Raw genomic sequence first — 19397 nt, forward strand, 5'->3', positions numbered from 1 at the left:
AAAATAATAGTGTGGGAGGTAGTCTTTTATGATAAACCCTAAGTTGCCTTACATATGGTATGGAGGAGACTATAATCCTGAGCAATGGGACAAAGAAGTTTGGAAAGAAGATATTAGACTTTTCAAATTAGCCCATATCAATATTGCTACAGTAAACGTATTTTCTTGGGCCATTTTACAACCTTCAGAAGATACCTATAATTTCTCCATGTTAGACGAGATAATTGATAACCTATGGAAAAATGGAATCTATATATGTCTTGCCACATCTACTGCCTCTCAACCCCATTGGATGTCTGTAAAGTATCCAGAGATTCTTCCTGTGGACATAAATGGAGATAAGAGGGTACATGGAGGAAGAGTAAACTTTTGTCCCAATAGCAAAATATATAGGTATTTTTCGGGAAAATTGGTAGAAAAACTGGCAGAAAGGTATGCCAATCATCCTGCGGTTTTAGTTTGGCATATTGCCAACGAATATGGAACATACTGTTACTGTGAAAATTGTATAAAGGAGTTTAGAGATTGGCTAAAAAGAAAATATGGTACATTAGAAGAGTTAAACAAGCGATGGTATACTACTTTTTGGAGTCAAACAATTTATGATTGGAATGAGATTACAGCTCCCACATTAAGAAGCGTAATGTTTCATCACTGGTGGACAGGAAAGCTTTCAACTGTAGCTCAAAGCATGGTACTTGATTATTATAGATTTATGTCTGAAAGTATCTTGGAATGCTATCTAAATGAATACAATATATTAAAAAAATACAATCCTAATATACCTATAACTACAAATCTCATGGGTACTTTTAAACCCCTCAACTATTTTGAATGGGCAAAGCATATGGATATAGTTTCATGGGACAGTTATCCTTACCTAACCGATGATTATATTAGTATTGCTTTTAGGCACTCTCTAATGAGAGGCCTAAAACAAGGAGAACCTTTTATGCTAATGGAACAAACTCCCAGTCAAACTAATTGGCAACCTTACTGTTATATAAAAAGGCCAAAGGTAATGAGACTTCAAAGCTACCAAGCTGTCGCTCAAGGAGCAGATACAGTTATGTTCTTCCAATTAAGGCAATCAAGAGGAGGACCTGAAAAATTCCATGGAGCTGTTATCTCACATGCAGGACATGAAAACACAAGAATCTTTCAAGAAGTTAAACAGTTGGGAGAAGAATTAGAAAACTTAGGGGATACCCTTTTAGGTAGCAAAGTAAAATCTCAGACAGCAGTTATTTTTGATTGGGAAAATTGGTGGGCTCTTGAAAACTCTCAAGGTCCAAGTACAGCAATAAACTATGTAGGAGGCGTAGAAAGTTACTTCAGAGCCCTTTTTGAAAATCACATGGGAGTAGATGTTATTGGAATTGAGGACAATTTTGAAAAGTATAAGTTAGTAATAGCACCTCTCCTTTATATGGTAAAGAAGGAAACTTCTGAGAAAATAAAAGAATACGTTAGAAAAGGTGGAATATTTGTAACTACTACATTAAGCGGATTAGTAGATGAAAATGACTTAGTATACTTGGGAGGATATCCCGCTCCATTAAGAGATCTCCTTGGAATATGGGTAGAGGAATTTGATGCCTTACCACCTGAAATGAAGAATGAGATTCGAATAACAGATGAATTCAAAAAGGAATTCTCAAAAGAAGCCTATGAATGTAACTTAGTATTTGATGTAATCCATTTAGAAAAGGAAACAGCAAAGACTATAGGTGTATATACAAAGGACTATTATAAAGGTCAACCAGTGATCACTGTAAATAAATATGGAGATGGATATGCTTACTATGTGGGATCCTTTGTGTCCCATGAATTTTTAAAAGACCTAATAAAATATATATCTAAAATCCATAAAATAGAGCCATTATTCAAAGATGTACCTTATGGAGTTGAAATTACTCAAAGGGTAAAAAATAACAAAGTATTTACCTTTGTATTAAATCATACAGAAGAAGCAAAAAGAATAAATATTGGAAATAGGAAAAAGGACCTTATCTCTGGAAAAATATATGAAGGAGAAGTAGAGATACCTCCAAGAGAAGTACTAATCCTTGAGGAATAAAAATATATAGGGAGGGGGAAGAAATAATTTTCTCCCTCCAGGAAAGACCAAATTATGATATTTTTTGTTATAGCCTTTCATACTGAAGCAAAACCATTAATAGAATATTTTAAATTAAAAAAAATTCCATCATCAAAATTTGAAACATTTTCTAAGAATCAAGTCTTTCTTATTTTAACGAGGGAAGGAATGATAAAATCTTCTATAGGCACTACCTATTTATTGACAAAGTTTTCTGCACAAGAAAAGGATATAGCTATAAATTTAGGAATATGTGGAGCAAGGAATAGAAATTTCCAAAAAGGTGATATTATTTTATGCCATAAAATCATAAATCATTACACAAAAAGAGCCTTCTATCCAGATATTATCGTAAATCATGATATGAAGGAAGGCATCCTTGAAAGTTTTATGACACCTGTAAAAAAAGATATGGAAGAGAAAATAGAAGGGGACATTGTAGATATGGAAGGTGCTGGATTCTTCGAGTCAGCATCCTTCTTTTTGCCTCCTCATAATACCCATTGTATAAAAATTGTATATGACTTCTTAGATTACGAAAAAATTAAAAAGGAAGATATTTCCAATCTTATTTACAATCATATCCCTAAGATAGAAAAATTTATATACTCTTTATCAGAACTAAACGAATACGAAAAATTACCCTTTGAAGAAGAGAATATAAAGGATATAGTAGAAAAGCTAAGGAACAGCTTAAATCTTACATTCTCCATGACCCATGAATTAGAGAAATATTTAAAGGGCTATATAATAAGAAAAGGTGATATTCCTAAAGAGATCTTTGATTTTCTTCATATAAAAGTTTCTTCAAAAAAGGAGAGGAAAGGATACTTTGAAAGAATTAAAAAGCTTCTCTCCCCTTAAAACATTTTCCCATATATATGTAGAAAAAGAGGTTCTACTTCATCCTATAACCGAAAAAATCCTAAATAGATTTCCCAAATCAATAACTATAGAGATTGATAACTATAAAGAAGTATTTTCAAGATCAAACCAAAATTACAAAATTCAAGAGTTAAGTAGAAAATTAATATTAGCAAAGAAAAGAAGGGAATTTATATATCCAGGTTCAACTTTATGTCCCAATTTTGGACAATACTATTTTTACTATACCACATTAGTCCTCAACTGCATCTTTAGCTGTGATTATTGCTTCTTAAAAGGAATGTATCCTTCAGCCTATATAGTGGTATTTGTAAACATAGAAGATTACTTTAAAGAAATAGACAAAATCCTAAAAGATCATCCTATTTATCTTTCCATATCCTATAACACAGACCTTTTAGCCCTTGAAAACATAGTTCCATTCTTTAGCATGTTCTTAAATTATGCAGAGAATAAGAAGGACTTAATCATTGAAGTAAGGACTAAATCTTGCAAATTCAAAATTTGGGAAGAACTAAAGCCAAGGGATAATGTAATCCTATCCTGGACATTGCTTCCTGATGAGATTATTAAAAAATATGAAAAGACACCATCATTAGATCTTAGAATAAAAGCTATAAAAAAGGCTATAGATCACCATTGGACAGTAAGACTAAATTTTGATCCTCTTATTTATGTGGAAGATTATAAGGAAATATATAAAAGATTTGTGAAAAAAATATTTCAAGAAATTGATCCATCTAAGATCTATGATCTATCTGTAGGAGTTTTCAGAATCCCAAAAGATTATTTCAAAAGGATGAAAAAAATCTTTATAAATGAGGTCACCCTCTTCCCCTACGAAGAGGGTGACAACGCCTATACCTATCCTCATGACCTAAAAAGGGAACTTATTAACTTCTTAATTGAGAACATATCTTTATACATTCCTAAGGAAAAAATATTTACTATCTAAATCATTTCTTAGAAGATATATATTCTAAAAGCTCTCCTTTCATATCATGAGCATATTCCCATGCAAAAATTCCACCAAGTTTATATCTCCTTACATAATCTACCACATAATCCAATGCTTCCTTATCCATATAGGTAATAAAGGTATCTCCATCAAAGAGATATGGAGCCTTAGCTACATCATCCCAATATCTCTTAAACTTTCCACTACCCATTAGCTCCTTTATCTTATCCCAAGAAATTGCATCTATACTCTCTTTATATGGTTGAAACAATCCATTATTCTCATTCTTAACTCCTTTCCAGCCTCTTCCATAGAAAGGTACACCTACCCATATCTTTTCCGATGGTACCACATTTAAGTAAAGCTTTAATGCTTGATCAGTACTCCATCCTCCCCAAGCAGGATCCTTTGGATTGTTATAAAGATTTGCATGATGACCTGTAGTAGAGCTCCAAGATCCATAATAGTCATAACTCATGACCTTTAAATGATCTACTATCTTAGAAACTGCTACCACATCATTTTTTTGTAAAAACCATGGAGAAGCAGGTACTGCAACCGATAGAGTATAATTTTTACCAGTAGTCTCTGAAAGATTTGAAAGCATATCTCTTAATTCCTTAAGTAAAATCACATAATTTTCCCTATCTTCAGGTCTTGTTTTTATAGGAAGACCCCAATCAGGACCTACAGGATATTCCCAATCGATATCAATACCATCAAAACCATAATCCAAGATCATTTTCTTAGCATTAGTACAAAACTCAGCTCTTAATTTAGGATCATTAGCCATATCTGAAAATCCTTCTGCTCCCCATCCACCTACCGAAATTATTATCTTTAAATCTTTATATCTTTCCCTTAATTTCTTTACCTCTGATTTTAAATCAAAACCCATCTCCACATCAGGTATAAATATCTCAGAACCATTCCTTATCAACCCAAAAGCAATGATTAACTCATCAACTCCCTTAAGGTTTAAATCATCTCCCTTCCAATATATTCCCTTACTTATTTCTTCCTCTGTATCTCCCAAGGGCCATGTCCTAATATAGGTTCCTACTAAAAAATAGCCATCTTTTGGAAAAGAAGAATTAAAAAGGAACAAAATAAGAAATATCGTGGATAGCAAACAAATTAATCTTCTCATTTAAAATCCCCCCTATTTTTTTTAATTAATATTATATAATTTTTAGGTAGATATAGTCAACTATATTAACTAAATACAAAAAATCCTATTGAGATTTTAATAACATTAATTAAAATATAAATAAAAATACCATGTAAACTTATATTGACAATATGGAGGAAGGAAAAGATATATTAATAGTTGAAGATTCACCTGCTCAAGCAGAGTATTTGAGAAAAATTCTCAGCGAATATGGATATTCTTCTTTAGTTGCTTTAAACGGAAAGGAAGCCTTAGAAATTCTTAAAAATCACTCTCCAAAAGCCATAATATCCGATGTAATAATGCCAGAGCTTAATGGCTTCCAGCTTTGCCAAATTGTTAAGCAAAGTGAAAATACAAAAGATATAATTTTTATTCTCATTACCTCCCTATCTGATCCCAAGGATATTGTGGAAGGGATAAAAGTTGGAGCAGATGGCTTTATAATGAAGCCCTATAATGCTAATTATCTTATCTCTACTCTCCAATATCTGTTATCTTTGAAAGAACTAAGAAAAATTGGAATTATTGAACCAACCATAGAGTTTACTCTTTTTAGTAAAAGATACCGATTAAATACATCCCAAATCCAAATATTAAATTTACTTTTATCAGTCTATGAGAAAAAATATGAAGAAAGTTTAGAAATAAAAGAACTAAAAAATACAATAGATAAATTAAGCAATGAAATAACAAAGATTAAAGAAAAAGAAAATGAATATGATATTCTTATTGAAGGAATTCCTGCACCTATTATAGTCATTAAAAAGGATAATGAAGAGATTATATCTGCTAATTCTTATGCATTATCCTTTTTCAATATGAAAAAAGAAGAGCTTATAGGAAAGAAATTTACTGATCTTTTATCCTTCACTCCCCTTTATGCTGCCAAATTTAAGGCACTTCTTGGCCAAAATCATGAAAATAAAAGCTTCAATCTAAGAGGGAAATTACCATCAAGAGAAGAAGAATTTGAAATTATCGCCACCTATATAACATATAAAGAAATACCTTCTTTACAGCTTGTTATTAAGAAAAGTTAAAACCCTTTTCTCTAAATAGCCTTATACAAATATCTACCACTTCTTCATGATACTTTATACCTTTCCACTTTTCTATCTCCGAAAGGGCAGCATCAATTCCAAGAGAAGGGCGATAAGGCCTATGTGAGGAAATAGCTTCTACTACATCTGCCACTGATACTATACCCACTTCCAGACTTATATCTCCATTCTTTAATCCATCAGGATAACCTGTACCATCAAGCCTTTCATGATGGTGATACACAATATCTAAAACCTCCGGAGGAAAATCTATATTTTTTAGGATATTGTATCCCTTAAAAGGATGAGTCTTCACAATCTCAAACTCAATAGGAGTAAGTTTTCCTGGTCTATTTAATATTTCTCCAGGAATTGCAATTTTACCAATATCATGAAGTAGAGCCCCTATGTAAATTGCATTTATCTTTTCCTTTGAAAACCCCATCTCTTGAGCTATTCTTTTAGAAAGATCTGCTACCCTTCTTTGATGATTAGCAGTATAAGAATCCTTATTTTCTATAACTGATGATAAAGTATTTATTATCTGATTGGAGAAACGCTCCAACTTAACAATTGAATTTTTTAATTCTTTTTCAAGAAATCTATATTCTGTAATATCTATAATATAGACTATTGCCTTCTTTTGTTCCAATATAGAAACCATGCATCTTAAAGTTTTAATTTTATAATTTGGATCAATAATTTCCAATTCAAAATCGAATTTCTTATCTCCATTATAAGCTCTAATAATATTACTTTTTACAATCTCAAGACTTTACAGAGTAAAGTAATTAAAAAAATTTTCCTTGAAATTTTCAAAAGAAAAACCTAAATAATTCTTTTCAAAAAAATTATTTACTTTTATAACTTTTAGTTTACGTATAAAATCAAATATGGCCTCCGGATATGTAATAAAGTAGGTTTCAATATTCTCTCCTACAACTCTCCTTAAAGAATTTAAATAATTCATTAATTCCTCTATATCAAATTCGATAATTGGAATAGGAGCATCCTGGAATATAAAAAGATTTTCTTCACATATTTCTTTTATTCTCTCAATATCATATATTATGTAGATAACAATATTTTCATTTACGAGAGGAAATATATTATAATGTATATTTATTTCTTTTCTACTTCTAGTTAAAAGAGTATTTTCCTTGATAATCTCCTCTATATCTAAACCCCTCAATTTTTCTTTACGATAGCCTGATAATCCTTCAAAAGCTTTATTGCAATCAAGGATTTTACTGTGTAAATCTGTTATCAAAATAGAAAATTCAAATTCCAAACTATCAATCATAAAAAAATCTCCTTATCCCTACAAAGGATATTATATCATAGTATAATGATATTAAATTATGAAAAGAATAATTTTTTTTGTAATTTTTATTACCATATTATGGGAAGTAGTCTTTCCTCAAAGTATAGATTTTAGAGGAAACCTAAATTTAAATCTTTATTACTCCTATTTTTCAGGTAATAGCTCTCTAAATTACTCTTCAGATATTACAGAGGGTCTTTATCTTATACAAAACTCTCAATTCACACTAAATTATTCTCTGCCCAACCTATCCTTATCCTTTAACTATATTTCTTACCCCATGGAAAAAATAAATCTTTCATTGAACACAGAAAATTTTAATATATACTTCAGCAACAATCTACTAATATCCATCTCTCCACTCAACCTTTATAATAAAACTTTTAATGGGATTTTACTGAATTACAAAAACAATCTATTAAACGCAATCTTTATCATCTCACAGATTGAAAGTAAAAAGAAAGTAGTAAAGCTCAATGGCAACAATATAGAGGGTCCCTATTTTATAGGAGACTTCTTTCTTGTACCAAATAAAGAAAGAGTCTTTTTAAATGGAAAATCCTTAGAAAGAAATACAGATTATATTATAGACTATACATATGGGATTTTATATTTTAGCTTCCCTATATCCCAAGATGATGAATTGCTTATAGAATATGAGGTCTCAGGATTTCAAGAGATATATACCCTTTTTGGATTTAGTCTATCTTATAGTCTTATTGGCATGAATTTTATAAATCTACAAGATACAAATACTAAAACTAATAGAAGATTTTTAGAAGGGAATATTATATTTAAAAAGAATTTCCAATCCTTAGAAATAAGAAGAGCTTTTTCCTTCTTAGACGAGATTTATTCTGGATATGCAGATTATATAAAATATTCGTTAACACTACCAATATTGAATATAAACTTTGAATACCTATTTGGAGATAAAAATTATCCATATATACCTCAAGTATTAGGAAACCTAAATCTTACTTCAGGAGAAAAAATCTATTCTTTAAATTTAAAATTAAATCCCTCTTTCATAGATCTTCTTTTTAACTTCTCTAAAGGAAAAGATGGAGAAAAAATTATAAGTAGTGCAAAATGGAATATATATTCTTCTAATATCCTTTTATCTTATAAAAAGGAAAAGGACAATATTACCAATGGAATATTTTTTACATATACAAAAGCCTTTTTAAATCTTGGATATCAAAAAGAAATCTCCCAAAACTATATAGCAAGTACCTATTCTTACAGTTTTCAACCAAAAACGGACAACACCCAGCTTTATATATCCGTATCTAAGAAAAATATAAATTCATCTGGCTCTATTTTAGAAGAAAACCAGCAAAATGCAGGAATCACCATATCAAACAGATCATGGGAAATAGGTTTTGGAGAAATCTACAAAGAAAATATAAATTTAAATCCCTCCTCTCCAATAAATATTACCCAAAATTTTATCACCGATGGATACAATTCAGTTTTTGAACTCAATTATGTACCTGTTCAAGATCTATCTATTTATATAAATAATGTCTATGTGGAAAATAATGGGACCTTTACCTACTATCTCCCAGACGGTACTTATGAAACCTATACCGTAAGCTACACCATAGAGGAAAATCTATTAAATATATTATTTGAGGATGAAAATGGGAAAAATCCTCCACCCTCCGGCCTCACCATATCTGTGAATTATAAGGCCTATATTCCTTTCAAAAGTATTACAAAAACTGATACTTTTAGCCTAAAGCTAAAATTCCAAAACCTTTCTCTCTCTTTGTCTTATCAAAAAATCCTAAAAGATCTAAAGGAAGATAAAGTACTTTCACTTTCCACTTACGGCATGATTCTTCCCTCCCTTTGGATAAATATTACAGGAAGTACTTACCTTGGGAAAATAAAAAATAATATTTCTCTAAATGCTACTTATTACTTCAATCCTTCCTCTTTATACTTTGGCCTCTATTACAATGAAATAGAAGGTAGAAGAATTTTATCCTCAAATATTACTTTGAAACTATACCTTGCACCTTACGAAGCCAATTTAGGCATTGATTACTACAGAAATGACTATTCCAATGACTATTTTCAAAATATAGGTTATAATCTAAATCTAAAGAGAAAATCTAACACATGGGAATTAAAGGGAAGTATATCTCAAAACTGGAAATCAGCATCCTATAACCTTAGTCTTTACAGAACAAACCTACAAAGTGTATCTATATCCTTTAATTATTTTGAAGGAAAGAATGAATTTTCACTTTCCCATGAAGGTTATAGTAATTCTGCCAATAAATATACTCTATCCTTTTCCTATTCTCCTTCTAAGCTAAAAGATAATATTTTTTACATAAAATATGTATATAATATATTAAATGACCAATTTCTTTCTATTTATCAGATAGGTGTAAAAGGTACTATAAATTTTTAAAATTTGACATACATTTTTGTAAGTAGTATTATTATCAAGGAATTTATAGGAATGAAAGGAGCGAAAGACCTTGAAAAAGAATAAATTCTATATAACAACTCCCATATATTATTCAAATTCTGAACCTCACATTGGGACTGTATATACTACTATTGTTGCAGATACCTTTGCCCGATTTTATAGGCTAAAAGATTATGACGTATTTTTCTTAACCGGCCTTGATGAGCATGGCCAAAAATTAGCAAGAACCGCCCAAGAAAAAGGCTATTCTCCTCAAGAATATGTAGATATGATGTCTCAGAAATTCTTGGATACATGGAAAAAAATTGGAATAACAAATGATGATTTTATAAGAACAACCCAGAAAAGACATGAAGAAGTAGTACAAAAGATCTTTCAAAAGTTATATGACAATGGATATCTCTACAAAGGTACCTATGCAGGATGGTATTGCACCCCCTGTGAAACATTCTATCAAAAAGAGGAACTCCACGATGGTAATTGTCCCAATTGTGGAAGACCTGTGGAATTTTTAGAAGAAGAAACCTACTACTTTAAACTATCTGAGTTTGGCCCTGCCCTTTTAAAATACATTGAGGAACATCCAGAATTTGTGTACCCTGAGTCAAGGAAAAATGAAGTAATAAGCTTTATAAAGAGTGGATTAAAAGACATAAGTGCTACAAGAACTACGGTAAAATGGGGAATACCTGTACCCTTTGATCCAAAGCATACAGTATATGTATGGTTTGATGCACTGGTAAATTATATAAGTGCACTTGGATATTTAAGTGATGATGAAACAAAATTTAGAAGATATTGGCCTGCAGATGTACATCTTATAGGCAAAGATATTTTAAGATTCCATGCTATCATATGGCCTGCCATCCTCATGGCTCTAAATATTCCATTGCCAAAAACTGTCCTTGCTCATGGATTCTGGACCATAAAGGGTGGAAAAATATCAAAATCAAAAGGAAACAAAGTAGATCCTCATGAATTAATTAATATTTATGGAGTAGATGCCTTAAGATACTTCTTACTTAGAGAAGTCCCCTTAGGATTAGATGGGGAATATAGTGATGAAGCTTTCCACAGAAGATATACTTCAGATCTTGCCAATGATCTTGGTAATCTCTTAAATAGGGTGCTCACAGTGGCAGAAAAATATAGCGAAGGGAAAGTACCAAATCCTTCAGAAATGAAGGAAGAAGATAAAGCCTTATTGGAAAAAACAGAAGAAATGGCAAAAAGAGTAGAAGATGAAATGGAAAAATTCAACCCCTCATCTGCCCTTAGTTGTATTTGGGAAGTTATTCAAGATGCCAACAGATATATAGATCAACAGGCTCCTTGGAACTTAACATCCAATAAAGAAAGATTAAATACCGTAATCTATACTCTTCTAGAAACTCTGAGAAGAATATCTATTCTCCTTTATGCCTTTATACCTGATTCAGCTGTTAAAATACAAGAGCAGTTAGGATATCAAGATCCACAATTTTCTTGGGACCTTATTAAGGATGTTAAGATTCCAGTAGGACAAAAATTAAATAAAGGAAAGATATTATTCCCAAGGGTAGAAAGAAAAGAAAATGAGGCTAAAGAAGAAGTTAAAGAAGAGCCAAAGATCCCTATTGAGGAATTCAAAAAGATAGATCTTAGGGTAGCTAAAGTATTATCAGCAAGAAAGGTCGAAAATAGCGATAAATTGCTTCTTTTAGAGATTGATTTAGGAGATGAAAAGAGACAAATAGTAGCAGGAATTGCAGAACATTACAAACCTGAAGATATGGTAGGAAAGGAAATCATTGTAGTGTATAATCTACAGCCAGCCAAAATAAGAGGATACGAATCTCAAGGTATGCTTCTTGCAGCCAAGGATTCGAAGGGGCGCCTTGCTATACTTACTCCTGAAAAGGAGGTAGACCCAGGATCGAAGGTGAGTTAAGATGCCATTAGCATTATACAGAAAATATAGGCCTCAAACCTTTGAAGAAGTTGTAGGCCAAGAGCATATAGTAATAACATTACAAAATAGCCTTAAGTATAACCATATAGGTCATGCCTACCTCTTTGCAGGTCCAAGAGGTACAGGAAAGACTACTATTGCAAGAATCTTAGCAAAATCTCTTAATTGTGCAGAAGGTCCAACACCAACTCCATGTTTAAAGTGTGCCTCTTGTATGGAAATTGCAGAAGGAAGAAGCATAGATGTAATTGAAATAGATGCTGCCTCTAACCGTGGAATAGATGAGATAAGGGATATCAGAGAGAAAGCAAGACTCTTACCTGTAAGGGATAGATATAAGGTATATATCATAGACGAAGTCCACATGTTAACAAATGAAGCCTTCAACGCTTTATTAAAGATATTGGAAGAACCTCCAGATCATGTAGTATTCATCATGGCAACTACCGAGCCACAAAAGGTACCTTTAACTATTCTTTCCCGATGTCAAAGATTTGACTTTAGAAGACTAACAAGGGATGAGATAGTGAAACAATTAGCCAAAATTGCAGAGAAAGAAGGGGCTAAGATAACAGAAGGAGCATTAAAACTAATTGCATTGCAAGGTCAAGGCTCTTTAAGAGATTCCATTAGCCTTCTTGAGCAACTCTTGGTATATGGAGATCAAGAGATCAATGAAGAACTTGCAAGAAACCTTCTTGGCCTTCCCACCTATGAATTTACTTATACTTTTGCGAAAGCCCTTGGAGAATATAACTTAGCAGAAGGATATAGTCTTCTTCAACAGATATTCCAGATGGGTAAAAACCCACAACAATTTGCAAGAGATCTATTACAACACTTCAGAAATCTACTTCTCCTTAAGGCAGATTCAAGAGTTGGAAATCTTCTCTCCCTTACTCAAGAAGAGTATGATGAACTTATAGAGGAAACGAAACTATATACCATAAAAAGATTACAAGAAATAATTGATCAGCTTCTTATCTTAGAAAATAGACTTAGAGACCTTACCAACGCCCCCTTAGTTATGGAAATGCTTCTAATTCCTCTCTTCATAAAACCAGAAGGAGGAGAAGTAATTTTAGAAACGCCATCGGAGAAAGAAGAAAAGAAGGTAGAAGTTAAAAAGCAAGAACCAGTAAAAGAAGAAAAGAAATCAGAAGAAAAAGGTATAGATATAGAGGTTGTCAAGGATAAATGGACAACTGTATTAGAAAGAGTAAAGAAGAAAAAAGTATCCTTAGAAGCCATGCTTAGAGAGGCAAGAATTGTAGGAATTGATGAGGAAGGAAGATTAGTTCTTGGCCTTCCTAAAACATTATCATTCCTTAAAGAGAGATTAGAAGAAAGACCAAATAGAAGTGTAGTAGAAGAAAAAATAAGAGAGGTTTATGGGGTACAGATTCCTGTAAAATTTATTACCATGGAAGATGATCTAATTTTAGACAATCCAAAAATTTCCAGTAAGAAAGAAGAGAACCTTTCTACTGAGGAGATAAGAAACTTCTTTAAGGGAAAAACCTTAGAATAGGAGGGATAGAGTGAAAGGAAATCCATTTGAAGCCATGAAACAACTTAAAAAGATACAAGAAAAAATGGCAAAAATTGATGAGGAACTTGGTCAGACTCTGGTGGAAGGTACAGCAGGTGGTGGAGTAGTAAAAATAGTAATGACTGCAAAGGAAGAAGTAAAAGAAGTAAAAATAGATCCAGAAGTAGTTAATAAGGAGGAGGTAGATGTATTGGAGGATCTTATAACAGCTGCCTTAAGGGATGCTCTTACAAAGGCAAAGGAAAAAGCAGCTGAAAAAATGGGAAGTCTTACTGATGGACTTCCTTTACCTCCTGGACTTTTCTAAACTATGCCTGAAAAAAGCTTATTCGAACAGCTCATTGATGAGCTAAAAAAGATACCTGGTATTGGGCCTAAGTCAGCTCAAAGGATAGCTTTTTACCTTATAAAACAACCCCAAGAGAATGTAGAGCATTTAGCAAACACCATCTTAAGGGTTAAAAAACAAACAAAATATTGCTCCATATGTTATAACCTCACCGAAAAAGATCCCTGTGAAATATGCTCCAACCCTAATAGAGAACAATCTATCATCTGTGTAGTTGCAGACCCAAAAGATGTATGGGCCATAGAAAAGACATCCCATTTTGAGGGAGTCTACCATGTCCTTGGAGGACTTATATCTCCCCTTGATGGGGTATTTCCAGAAGATTTAAGAATAAACGAACTAATAGAAAAGGTTAAAAAGGGAAATATAGAGGAAGTAATACTAGCTACTGACTCTACCCCAGAAGGAGAAGCAACTGCCCTTTATATAGCTCGTCTTTTAATCCCTTATAAAATAAAAGTTACTCGTCTTGCCCATGGACTTCCTGCAGGAACAGAGCTTGATTTTGCTGATGAAATTACCTTAATCCATGCTATAGATGGAAGACAGGAACTGAAAATAAATTTTTAAAAAAAGGAGGTTGAAGTATGAAGGATATGTTAGAAGTTCGCTGGCATGCTAGAGCAGGGCAAGGAGCAAAGACCGCTTCCTATCTCCTTGCTGAAACAGCCATGGAGGCTGGAAAATTTATACAAGCCTTCCCTGAATATGGTCCAGAAAGAACCGGAGCACCTATGAAGGCCTATACAAGAATAAGTGATAAACCTATAAGAATACACAGCCAAGTATACAATCCAGACGTAGTGGTAGTTCTTGATAAAAGTCTAATAGGAAAAGTAAATGTATTAGAAGGGCTACCTTCTGATGGGATCATCATTGTAAATACCACTCAAGATCCTAAGGAGGTTAGAAAAGATCTTGGAATCTCAGATAGGAAAATCTATACCGTAGATGCTACTGGTATAGCTCTTCAAACTATTGGAAGGCCAATACCAAATACCCCAATGCTTGGAGCCCTTATAAGAGTAGTTCCAATAATCTCCTTAGAAGATGTACTCGATCAATTGAAAAAGAAATTTGAAGGGAAATTTAAACCCGAGGTTATCGAGGGTAACCTTCAAGCTATAAAAAGAGCTTACGAGGAGGTAAAAGGAGAATGAAACTTCCAGGATGGAAAGAATTAGTTAATTCGGGTCCAATCCTTCCAGCATCTACATCTAAAGAGTATAAAACGGGAGATTGGAGAACCTTTAAACCAGAAATAGATTACAGTAAATGTACTACATGTATGTTTTGCTGGCTTTTCTGCCCTGATTCTGCAGTAAAATTTGATGGACAAAAAGTATACATTGATTATGATTATTGTAAAGGCTGTGGAGTCTGTGCAGCAGAATGCCCTGTAAAAGCCATAACCATGAAAGAAGAAGAAAAGTAAAGGAGGGAAGAAGATGAAAACCCAAGTTAGAAAAATTGCTATAGAGGGAAATGAGGCAGCAGCATTAGCTTTTAAACAAATAAATCCTGACGTAGTAGCTGCTTATCCTATAACTCCATCTACTGAGGTGGTACAAAAATTTTCTGAATATGTAGCCAATGGAGAAGTAGATACCGAATTTGTACCTGTGGAAAGCGAACATAGTGCTATGAGTGCCTGTATTGGAGCATCTGCTGCTGGAGCAAGAGTTATGACATCTACAGCAGCTCAGGGTCTAGCTCTTATGTGGGAGATGCTTTATATAGCGGCATCCTTAAGGCTACCTATCATAATGACAGTTGCAAACAGAGCTTTATCTGCTCCTATCAACATTCATGGTGATCACAGCGATGCTATGGGAGCAAGAGATTCCGGATGGATACAAATCTTCTCTGAAAATGTACAAGAAATATATGACAATATATTCCAAGCAGTAAAGATTGCAGAAAATGAAAATGTAAGATTACCTGTAATGGTAGGATATGATGGTTTTATCACAAGTCATTCCGTAGAAACCATTGAGCTTCTTGATGATGAAGTGGTTAGAAATTTTGTTGGAAAATATAGGCCAAAATATAATCTACTTGACGTAGATAATCCTATCTCTGTTGGACCCCTTGCTCTTACTGACTCCTACTTTGAGTTTAAAGTAGCCCAAGCATATGCTATTGAAAATTCTCTCCCCATTATCAAAAAGGTAGGAAAAGAATATGGAGATCTTACAGGAAGATACTATGATGTGATTGAAAAATACAAAATGGATGGAGCTGAATATGTTATAGTAGCTATGAGTTCTACAGTAGGTACAGCAAGAGAAGTAGTAGATAGCCTTAGAGAAAAAGGTCTTCCTGTAGGTCTTCTTAAAATAAGAGTTTTTAGACCATTCCCCACCGAGGACATTGTCAATGCATTAAAGGATGTAAAAGTAGTAGGAATCCTTGATAGAAGCATGGTACCAGGATCCTTTGGAGGACCTCTCTATCATGAGATCACATCTGCCATGTATCATTTCGATAAGAGACCAATAGCCCAAGCCTATGTATATGGTCTTGGTGGAAGAGACATCACCACAAACCATATAGAAAAGATATTTGAAGAACTTATGGAGATAGGTAAGAAGGGTAAGCCAAATCCTCTTACCTATATCGGAGTAAGAGAATAGGAGGTGCTAAAAATGGCAATAAATCTTAGAGAATTAGCATTAAAAGAAGAGAGGTTAGTAAGTGGACATAGATTATGTGCAGGCTGTGGTGCCAGTATTATTGTAAGAATGGTATTAAATGCCATAGACGAGCCAGTGGTGGTAGCAAATGCCACAGGCTGTCTTGAGGTTGCAACTACCATATTCCCATTTACGTCTTGGAATGTGCCATGGATCCACAGCGCTTTTGAAAATGCTGCTGCTACTATATCAGGAGTTGAGGCAGCTTATAGAGCTTTAAAGAAAAAGGGAGAAATAAATAGAGAGATAAGATTTTTAAGCTTCTCAGGTGATGGTGGTACCTATGATATAGGGATTCAAGCCCTTTCTGGTGCCATTGAAAGAGGCCACAGGGCAGTATATATATGCTACAACAATGAAGCTTATATGAATACAGGTATACAAAGATCTGGTGCAACCCCAAGAGGAGCCTTTACCACAACCTCTCCAGCTGGAAGAGTTATTCCTGGTAAACCTCAAAAGAGAAAAAATCTTACTGAAATGATGGTAGCTAATGGTGCAAGATATGTGGCACAAGCATCCCCAAGCCACTGGAGAGATCTGATGGAAAAAGTAAGAAAGGCTGTAAATACAGATGGTCCTGCCTTCTTAAACATATACTCCACATGTCCCAGAGGATGGAGAACACCAGATAACTCTGCTATAAGCATATCAAGACTTGCAGTAGAAACTGGAGCTTGGTTCCTTTATGAAGTAGAAGATGGAAAATACAAAATAAATTACAAACCTGCAAAAGGATTTAAACCCATTGAAGAATATATCAAGGTACAAGGAAGATTTGCCCATCTCTTAAAGCCAGAAAACGCCCACATATTGGAAGCCCTTAAAAAGGATATAGAAGAAGAATGGAATAGACTCCTCAGACTTGAGGAAGTTACAAATAAATAGTCATGGATAAGAATAGGCACCTCTCCTATAGGAGAGGTGCCATCCCCATAAAAAAGAATATAGATTATAAACTGGGAGTACATCTATTCCGAGGCGATAGAGCTATTTTGGAAGATATAAAACTATTAAAGATAAATACCGCTCAAATATTTTCTGGAAATCCAAGGAGCTACAGACCTAATAACGAAAAACTTCCCACCTTTCCTTTTTCAAGCATATTCATCCATGCACCCTACGTAGTTAATATAGCATCCTCCGATGAAAAAGTATGGAATCTATCTATAAAAAAGGTAAAAGAAGAATTAAAAATTGCCGAAGAAATGGAATGGGAAGGAGTAGTTATACATGCAGGAAGCAGTAAAAAAATGGGAAAAGAAGTAGCTAAAAAAAATTTCTTAAAAGCCTTAGAAAGAATCTTTGAAACTGACGGAGTTAAAAGGGCAAAACTCATTATGGAAAACAGTGCAGGAGAAGGAGACGGATGGGGATCTACAATAGAAGATTTAATCTCTGTATATGAAGAATTTCCTGATATTTATTTCTGTCTTGATACATGTCATCTTTTTGCAGCTGGATATAATCTCAAAAATGAGAGAGTATGTAGAGAAACCTTTTATAATTTCTTTGAAAAGATACCTCAAGAAAAATTAGTTTTAATCCATATTAATGATTCCCATTTTCCCCTTGGCTCAAGAAGGGATCAACACGCCCATATAGGAAAAGGTGCCATGGGAGTTACTGCCTTCCAAAATCTATTAAAAATTGAAACCATAAGAAGAATTCCTTTAATACTTGAAACTCCTAAGGACTCTCCCATGGCAGACCTCTATAATTTACATATAATAAGAAAAATACTTGAAAATTCCGACTAACCTATCAAATATTTCTTCACAAATTTCATCTTCTCATAAGTATGGAAGGTACCTCCACCTTCATGACCATTAAAAGGATAAATCCTAATATCCTTTTCTCCTTTGTAGTGATTATAGGCTGCAAAAACAGTAGATGGTGGACATATCATATCCATAAGACCTACAGAAAAGAGGGCTTTAGCCTTTGCCCTTGCCGAAAAATTCACCCCATCAAAATAGGAAAGAGTTTTAAATACTTGATCTACATGATCTCTATGAGTCTTCAAATATTGCACTATCTCTTGATAGGGATATCCATCGGTAATTTCTACCGCTCTTCTATAATGGCATAAGAAAGGTACATCAGGCATAGCAATCTTTAGATCTATTCCAATATAGGTAGAAAGTCCAGCAACAGCAAGAGTTATACCTCCTCCTTGACTTCCTCCTGTAATACCAACCCTATCTTTATCTACCTGAGGAAAGGATAGTAAAGTTTCCACTGCCCTTACTGCATCTGTAAATACCCTTCTATAATAATATTTCTTTGGGTCTAAAATACCCCTTGTCATAAATCCAGGATATTCTGGATAAAAAGGTTCATCATCATAATCAGGAGTATCTCCAGGACTCCAAGAACTTCCTTGACCTCTTGTATCCATTACTAAGTGGGCAATTCCCATATTAGCCCACAAAAGAAAATCATAAGCAAAACTTCTTCCACCACCATATCCAATATATTCCACAATACCAGGAAGCTTATCTTTCCTATCCTTTGGCACGATAAGCCATCCTTTTATTCTCTGACCCTTATAGCCAGAAAAAGTAACATCATATGTCTCCACCAGTTCAAGCCCAAAATCTATCTTCTCAAAAACAGGATCTAAAGAATATTTTCTTGATTCTTCAAGGGTCTCCTTCCAAAAATCATCAAAATCTTCCGGCTCTTCCCTTTCAGGTAAATATTTCCAAAGCTCTGAAAGTGGCAAATCAAAAAGCGCCATAAAACACCTCCTCAATAGTTTTTGTAAATAATTATACTACCTTATAAAAAAGATGGTAATAGCGTTTGTTAAATCATATAATCTAAATCCATCTGCAAAGAATCTTTCTTATTGCTGTTTTCATACGTTATTATTATAATTATAATTATATATAATTAAGTAATCCAAGGAGGGA

At 33.4% G+C, this 19397-nt stretch carries 18 protein-coding genes; 14 read left to right on the top strand and 4 right to left on the bottom strand.

The window, feature by feature from the left end; all coding sequences use genetic code 11:
* Positions 1-28: 28 nt before the first annotated feature.
* Genes ACY3JJ_RS01460 through ACY3JJ_RS01470 form a run of 3 tightly spaced genes read left to right on the top strand, consistent with a single transcriptional unit; the run spans position 29 to position 3941 of the window.
* Complete coding sequence (locus tag ACY3JJ_RS01460) at positions 29-2080, top strand: beta-galactosidase (RefSeq protein WP_463092038.1); 2052 nt, start codon at positions 29-31, stop codon at positions 2078-2080.
* A 54-nt stretch (positions 2081-2134) separates the two neighbouring features.
* A complete protein-coding gene (locus ACY3JJ_RS01465; protein WP_463092039.1) occupies positions 2135-2965 on the top strand; it encodes a 5'-methylthioadenosine/S-adenosylhomocysteine nucleosidase family protein in 831 nt (276 codons plus the stop codon).
* A complete protein-coding gene (locus ACY3JJ_RS01470; protein WP_463092040.1) occupies positions 2934-3941 on the top strand; it encodes a spore photoproduct lyase family protein in 1008 nt (335 codons plus the stop codon). The genes ACY3JJ_RS01465 and ACY3JJ_RS01470 overlap by 32 nt, the downstream gene beginning before the upstream one ends.
* A 1-nt stretch (position 3942) precedes the next feature.
* Here the strand turns inward: ACY3JJ_RS01470 and ACY3JJ_RS01475 are convergent, their stop codons facing one another.
* Complete coding sequence (locus ACY3JJ_RS01475) at positions 3943-5094, bottom strand: glycoside hydrolase family 18 protein (protein WP_463092041.1); 1152 nt, start codon at positions 5092-5094, stop codon at positions 3943-3945.
* 152 nt (positions 5095-5246) lie between these two features.
* Between ACY3JJ_RS01475 and ACY3JJ_RS01480 the strand changes: the two genes are divergently transcribed.
* Positions 5247-6158, top strand: a complete 912-nt coding sequence (locus ACY3JJ_RS01480) for a response regulator (protein WP_463092042.1) — start codon at positions 5247-5249, stop codon at positions 6156-6158.
* On the opposite strand, the gene ACY3JJ_RS01485 is transcribed toward ACY3JJ_RS01480, so the two are convergent.
* Together ACY3JJ_RS01485 and ACY3JJ_RS01490 are read right to left on the bottom strand one after the other, a co-directional pair.
* Entirely contained in the window at positions 6145-6867 is a 723-nt protein-coding gene (locus ACY3JJ_RS01485) for an HD-GYP domain-containing protein (RefSeq protein WP_463092043.1), read from the bottom strand. The two genes, ACY3JJ_RS01480 and ACY3JJ_RS01485, sit on opposite strands and share 14 nt — an antisense overlap.
* 66 nt (positions 6868-6933) lie before the next feature.
* Positions 6934-7461, bottom strand: coding sequence for a PAS domain S-box protein (locus ACY3JJ_RS01490; RefSeq protein ID WP_463092044.1), 528 nt, complete (start codon positions 7459-7461; stop codon positions 6934-6936).
* Between the two features lie 58 nt (positions 7462-7519).
* Here ACY3JJ_RS01490 and ACY3JJ_RS01495 point away from each other — a divergent pair, with 58 nt between their 5' ends.
* The 10 genes from ACY3JJ_RS01495 to ACY3JJ_RS01540 all read left to right on the top strand — a co-directional run bounded on the left by ACY3JJ_RS01495 (position 7520) and on the right by ACY3JJ_RS01540 (position 18239).
* Positions 7520-9910: a hypothetical protein gene (locus ACY3JJ_RS01495; RefSeq protein WP_463092045.1), complete on the top strand. Its 2391-nt coding sequence runs from the start codon at positions 7520-7522 to the stop codon at positions 9908-9910.
* Positions 9911-9980: 70 nt separating this feature from the next.
* Complete coding sequence (gene metG, locus ACY3JJ_RS01500) at positions 9981-11861, top strand: methionine--tRNA ligase (protein ID WP_463092046.1); 1881 nt, start codon at positions 9981-9983, stop codon at positions 11859-11861.
* A gap of 1 nt (position 11862) precedes the next feature.
* Positions 11863-13413 carry a DNA polymerase III subunit gamma/tau gene (gene dnaX / locus ACY3JJ_RS01505; protein WP_463092047.1) on the top strand — a complete coding sequence of 517 codons (1551 nt, stop codon included), beginning with the start codon at positions 11863-11865 and terminating at the stop codon, positions 13411-13413.
* Between the two features lie 10 nt (positions 13414-13423).
* Entirely contained in the window at positions 13424-13741 is a 318-nt protein-coding gene (locus ACY3JJ_RS01510; protein WP_463092048.1) for a YbaB/EbfC family nucleoid-associated protein, read from the top strand.
* Between the two features lie 3 nt (positions 13742-13744).
* Complete coding sequence (recR, locus tag ACY3JJ_RS01515) at positions 13745-14353, top strand: recombination mediator RecR (RefSeq protein ID WP_463092049.1); 609 nt, start codon at positions 13745-13747, stop codon at positions 14351-14353.
* Positions 14354-14370: 17 nt separating this feature from the next.
* Positions 14371-14943, top strand: a complete 573-nt coding sequence (locus ACY3JJ_RS01520; protein WP_463083034.1) for a 2-oxoacid:acceptor oxidoreductase family protein — start codon at positions 14371-14373, stop codon at positions 14941-14943.
* Entirely contained in the window at positions 14940-15218 is a 279-nt protein-coding gene (locus ACY3JJ_RS01525) for a 4Fe-4S binding protein (RefSeq protein ID WP_463092050.1), read from the top strand. The genes ACY3JJ_RS01520 and ACY3JJ_RS01525 overlap by 4 nt, the downstream gene beginning before the upstream one ends.
* Before the next feature lie 13 nt (positions 15219-15231).
* The gene (locus tag ACY3JJ_RS01530; protein WP_463092051.1) at positions 15232-16419 is read left to right on the top strand and encodes a transketolase C-terminal domain-containing protein; all 1188 of its coding nucleotides are present in this window, start codon (positions 15232-15234) and stop codon (positions 16417-16419) included.
* A 12-nt stretch (positions 16420-16431) separates the two neighbouring features.
* A complete protein-coding gene (locus ACY3JJ_RS01535; RefSeq protein WP_463092052.1) occupies positions 16432-17367 on the top strand; it encodes a thiamine pyrophosphate-dependent enzyme in 936 nt (311 codons plus the stop codon).
* A gap of 2 nt (positions 17368-17369) precedes the next feature.
* A complete protein-coding gene (locus tag ACY3JJ_RS01540) occupies positions 17370-18239 on the top strand; it encodes a deoxyribonuclease IV (RefSeq protein ID WP_463092053.1) in 870 nt (289 codons plus the stop codon).
* Here ACY3JJ_RS01540 and ACY3JJ_RS01545 read toward each other — a convergent pair.
* Positions 18236-19222 (bottom strand): acetylxylan esterase, encoded by a 987-nt coding sequence (locus ACY3JJ_RS01545; protein WP_463092054.1) that lies wholly within the window; start codon positions 19220-19222, stop codon positions 18236-18238. The genes ACY3JJ_RS01540 and ACY3JJ_RS01545 overlap by 4 nt on opposite strands.
* Between the last annotated feature and the right edge of the window lie 175 nt (positions 19223-19397).

It is taken from the genome of Dictyoglomus sp. DH (assembly GCF_055181375.1).

What these genes read in the sequence shown, in the direction of transcription:
- ACY3JJ_RS01460 (WP_463092038.1), top strand. Translation starts at nt 29, where the DNA reads ATGATAAACCCTAAGTTGCCTTACATATGGTATGGAGGAGACTATAAT.
- ACY3JJ_RS01465 (WP_463092039.1), top strand. Translation starts at nt 2,135, where the DNA reads ATGATATTTTTTGTTATAGCCTTTCATACTGAAGCAAAACCATTAATA.
- ACY3JJ_RS01475 (WP_463092041.1), bottom strand. Translation starts at nt 5,094, where the DNA reads ATGAGAAGATTAATTTGTTTGCTATCCACGATATTTCTTATTTTGTTC.
- ACY3JJ_RS01480 (WP_463092042.1), top strand. Translation starts at nt 5,247, where the DNA reads ATGGAGGAAGGAAAAGATATATTAATAGTTGAAGATTCACCTGCTCAA.
- ACY3JJ_RS01490 (WP_463092044.1), bottom strand. Translation starts at nt 7,461, where the DNA reads ATGATTGATAGTTTGGAATTTGAATTTTCTATTTTGATAACAGATTTA.
- ACY3JJ_RS01495 (WP_463092045.1), top strand. Translation starts at nt 7,520, where the DNA reads ATGAAAAGAATAATTTTTTTTGTAATTTTTATTACCATATTATGGGAA.
- dnaX (WP_463092047.1), top strand. Translation starts at nt 11,863, where the DNA reads ATGCCATTAGCATTATACAGAAAATATAGGCCTCAAACCTTTGAAGAA.
- recR (WP_463092049.1), top strand. Translation starts at nt 13,745, where the DNA reads ATGCCTGAAAAAAGCTTATTCGAACAGCTCATTGATGAGCTAAAAAAG.
- ACY3JJ_RS01520 (WP_463083034.1), top strand. Translation starts at nt 14,371, where the DNA reads ATGAAGGATATGTTAGAAGTTCGCTGGCATGCTAGAGCAGGGCAAGGA.
- ACY3JJ_RS01525 (WP_463092050.1), top strand. Translation starts at nt 14,940, where the DNA reads ATGAAACTTCCAGGATGGAAAGAATTAGTTAATTCGGGTCCAATCCTT.
- ACY3JJ_RS01530 (WP_463092051.1), top strand. Translation starts at nt 15,232, where the DNA reads ATGAAAACCCAAGTTAGAAAAATTGCTATAGAGGGAAATGAGGCAGCA.
- ACY3JJ_RS01535 (WP_463092052.1), top strand. Translation starts at nt 16,432, where the DNA reads ATGGCAATAAATCTTAGAGAATTAGCATTAAAAGAAGAGAGGTTAGTA.
- ACY3JJ_RS01540 (WP_463092053.1), top strand. Translation starts at nt 17,370, where the DNA reads ATGGATAAGAATAGGCACCTCTCCTATAGGAGAGGTGCCATCCCCATA.
- ACY3JJ_RS01545 (WP_463092054.1), bottom strand. Translation starts at nt 19,222, where the DNA reads ATGGCGCTTTTTGATTTGCCACTTTCAGAGCTTTGGAAATATTTACCT.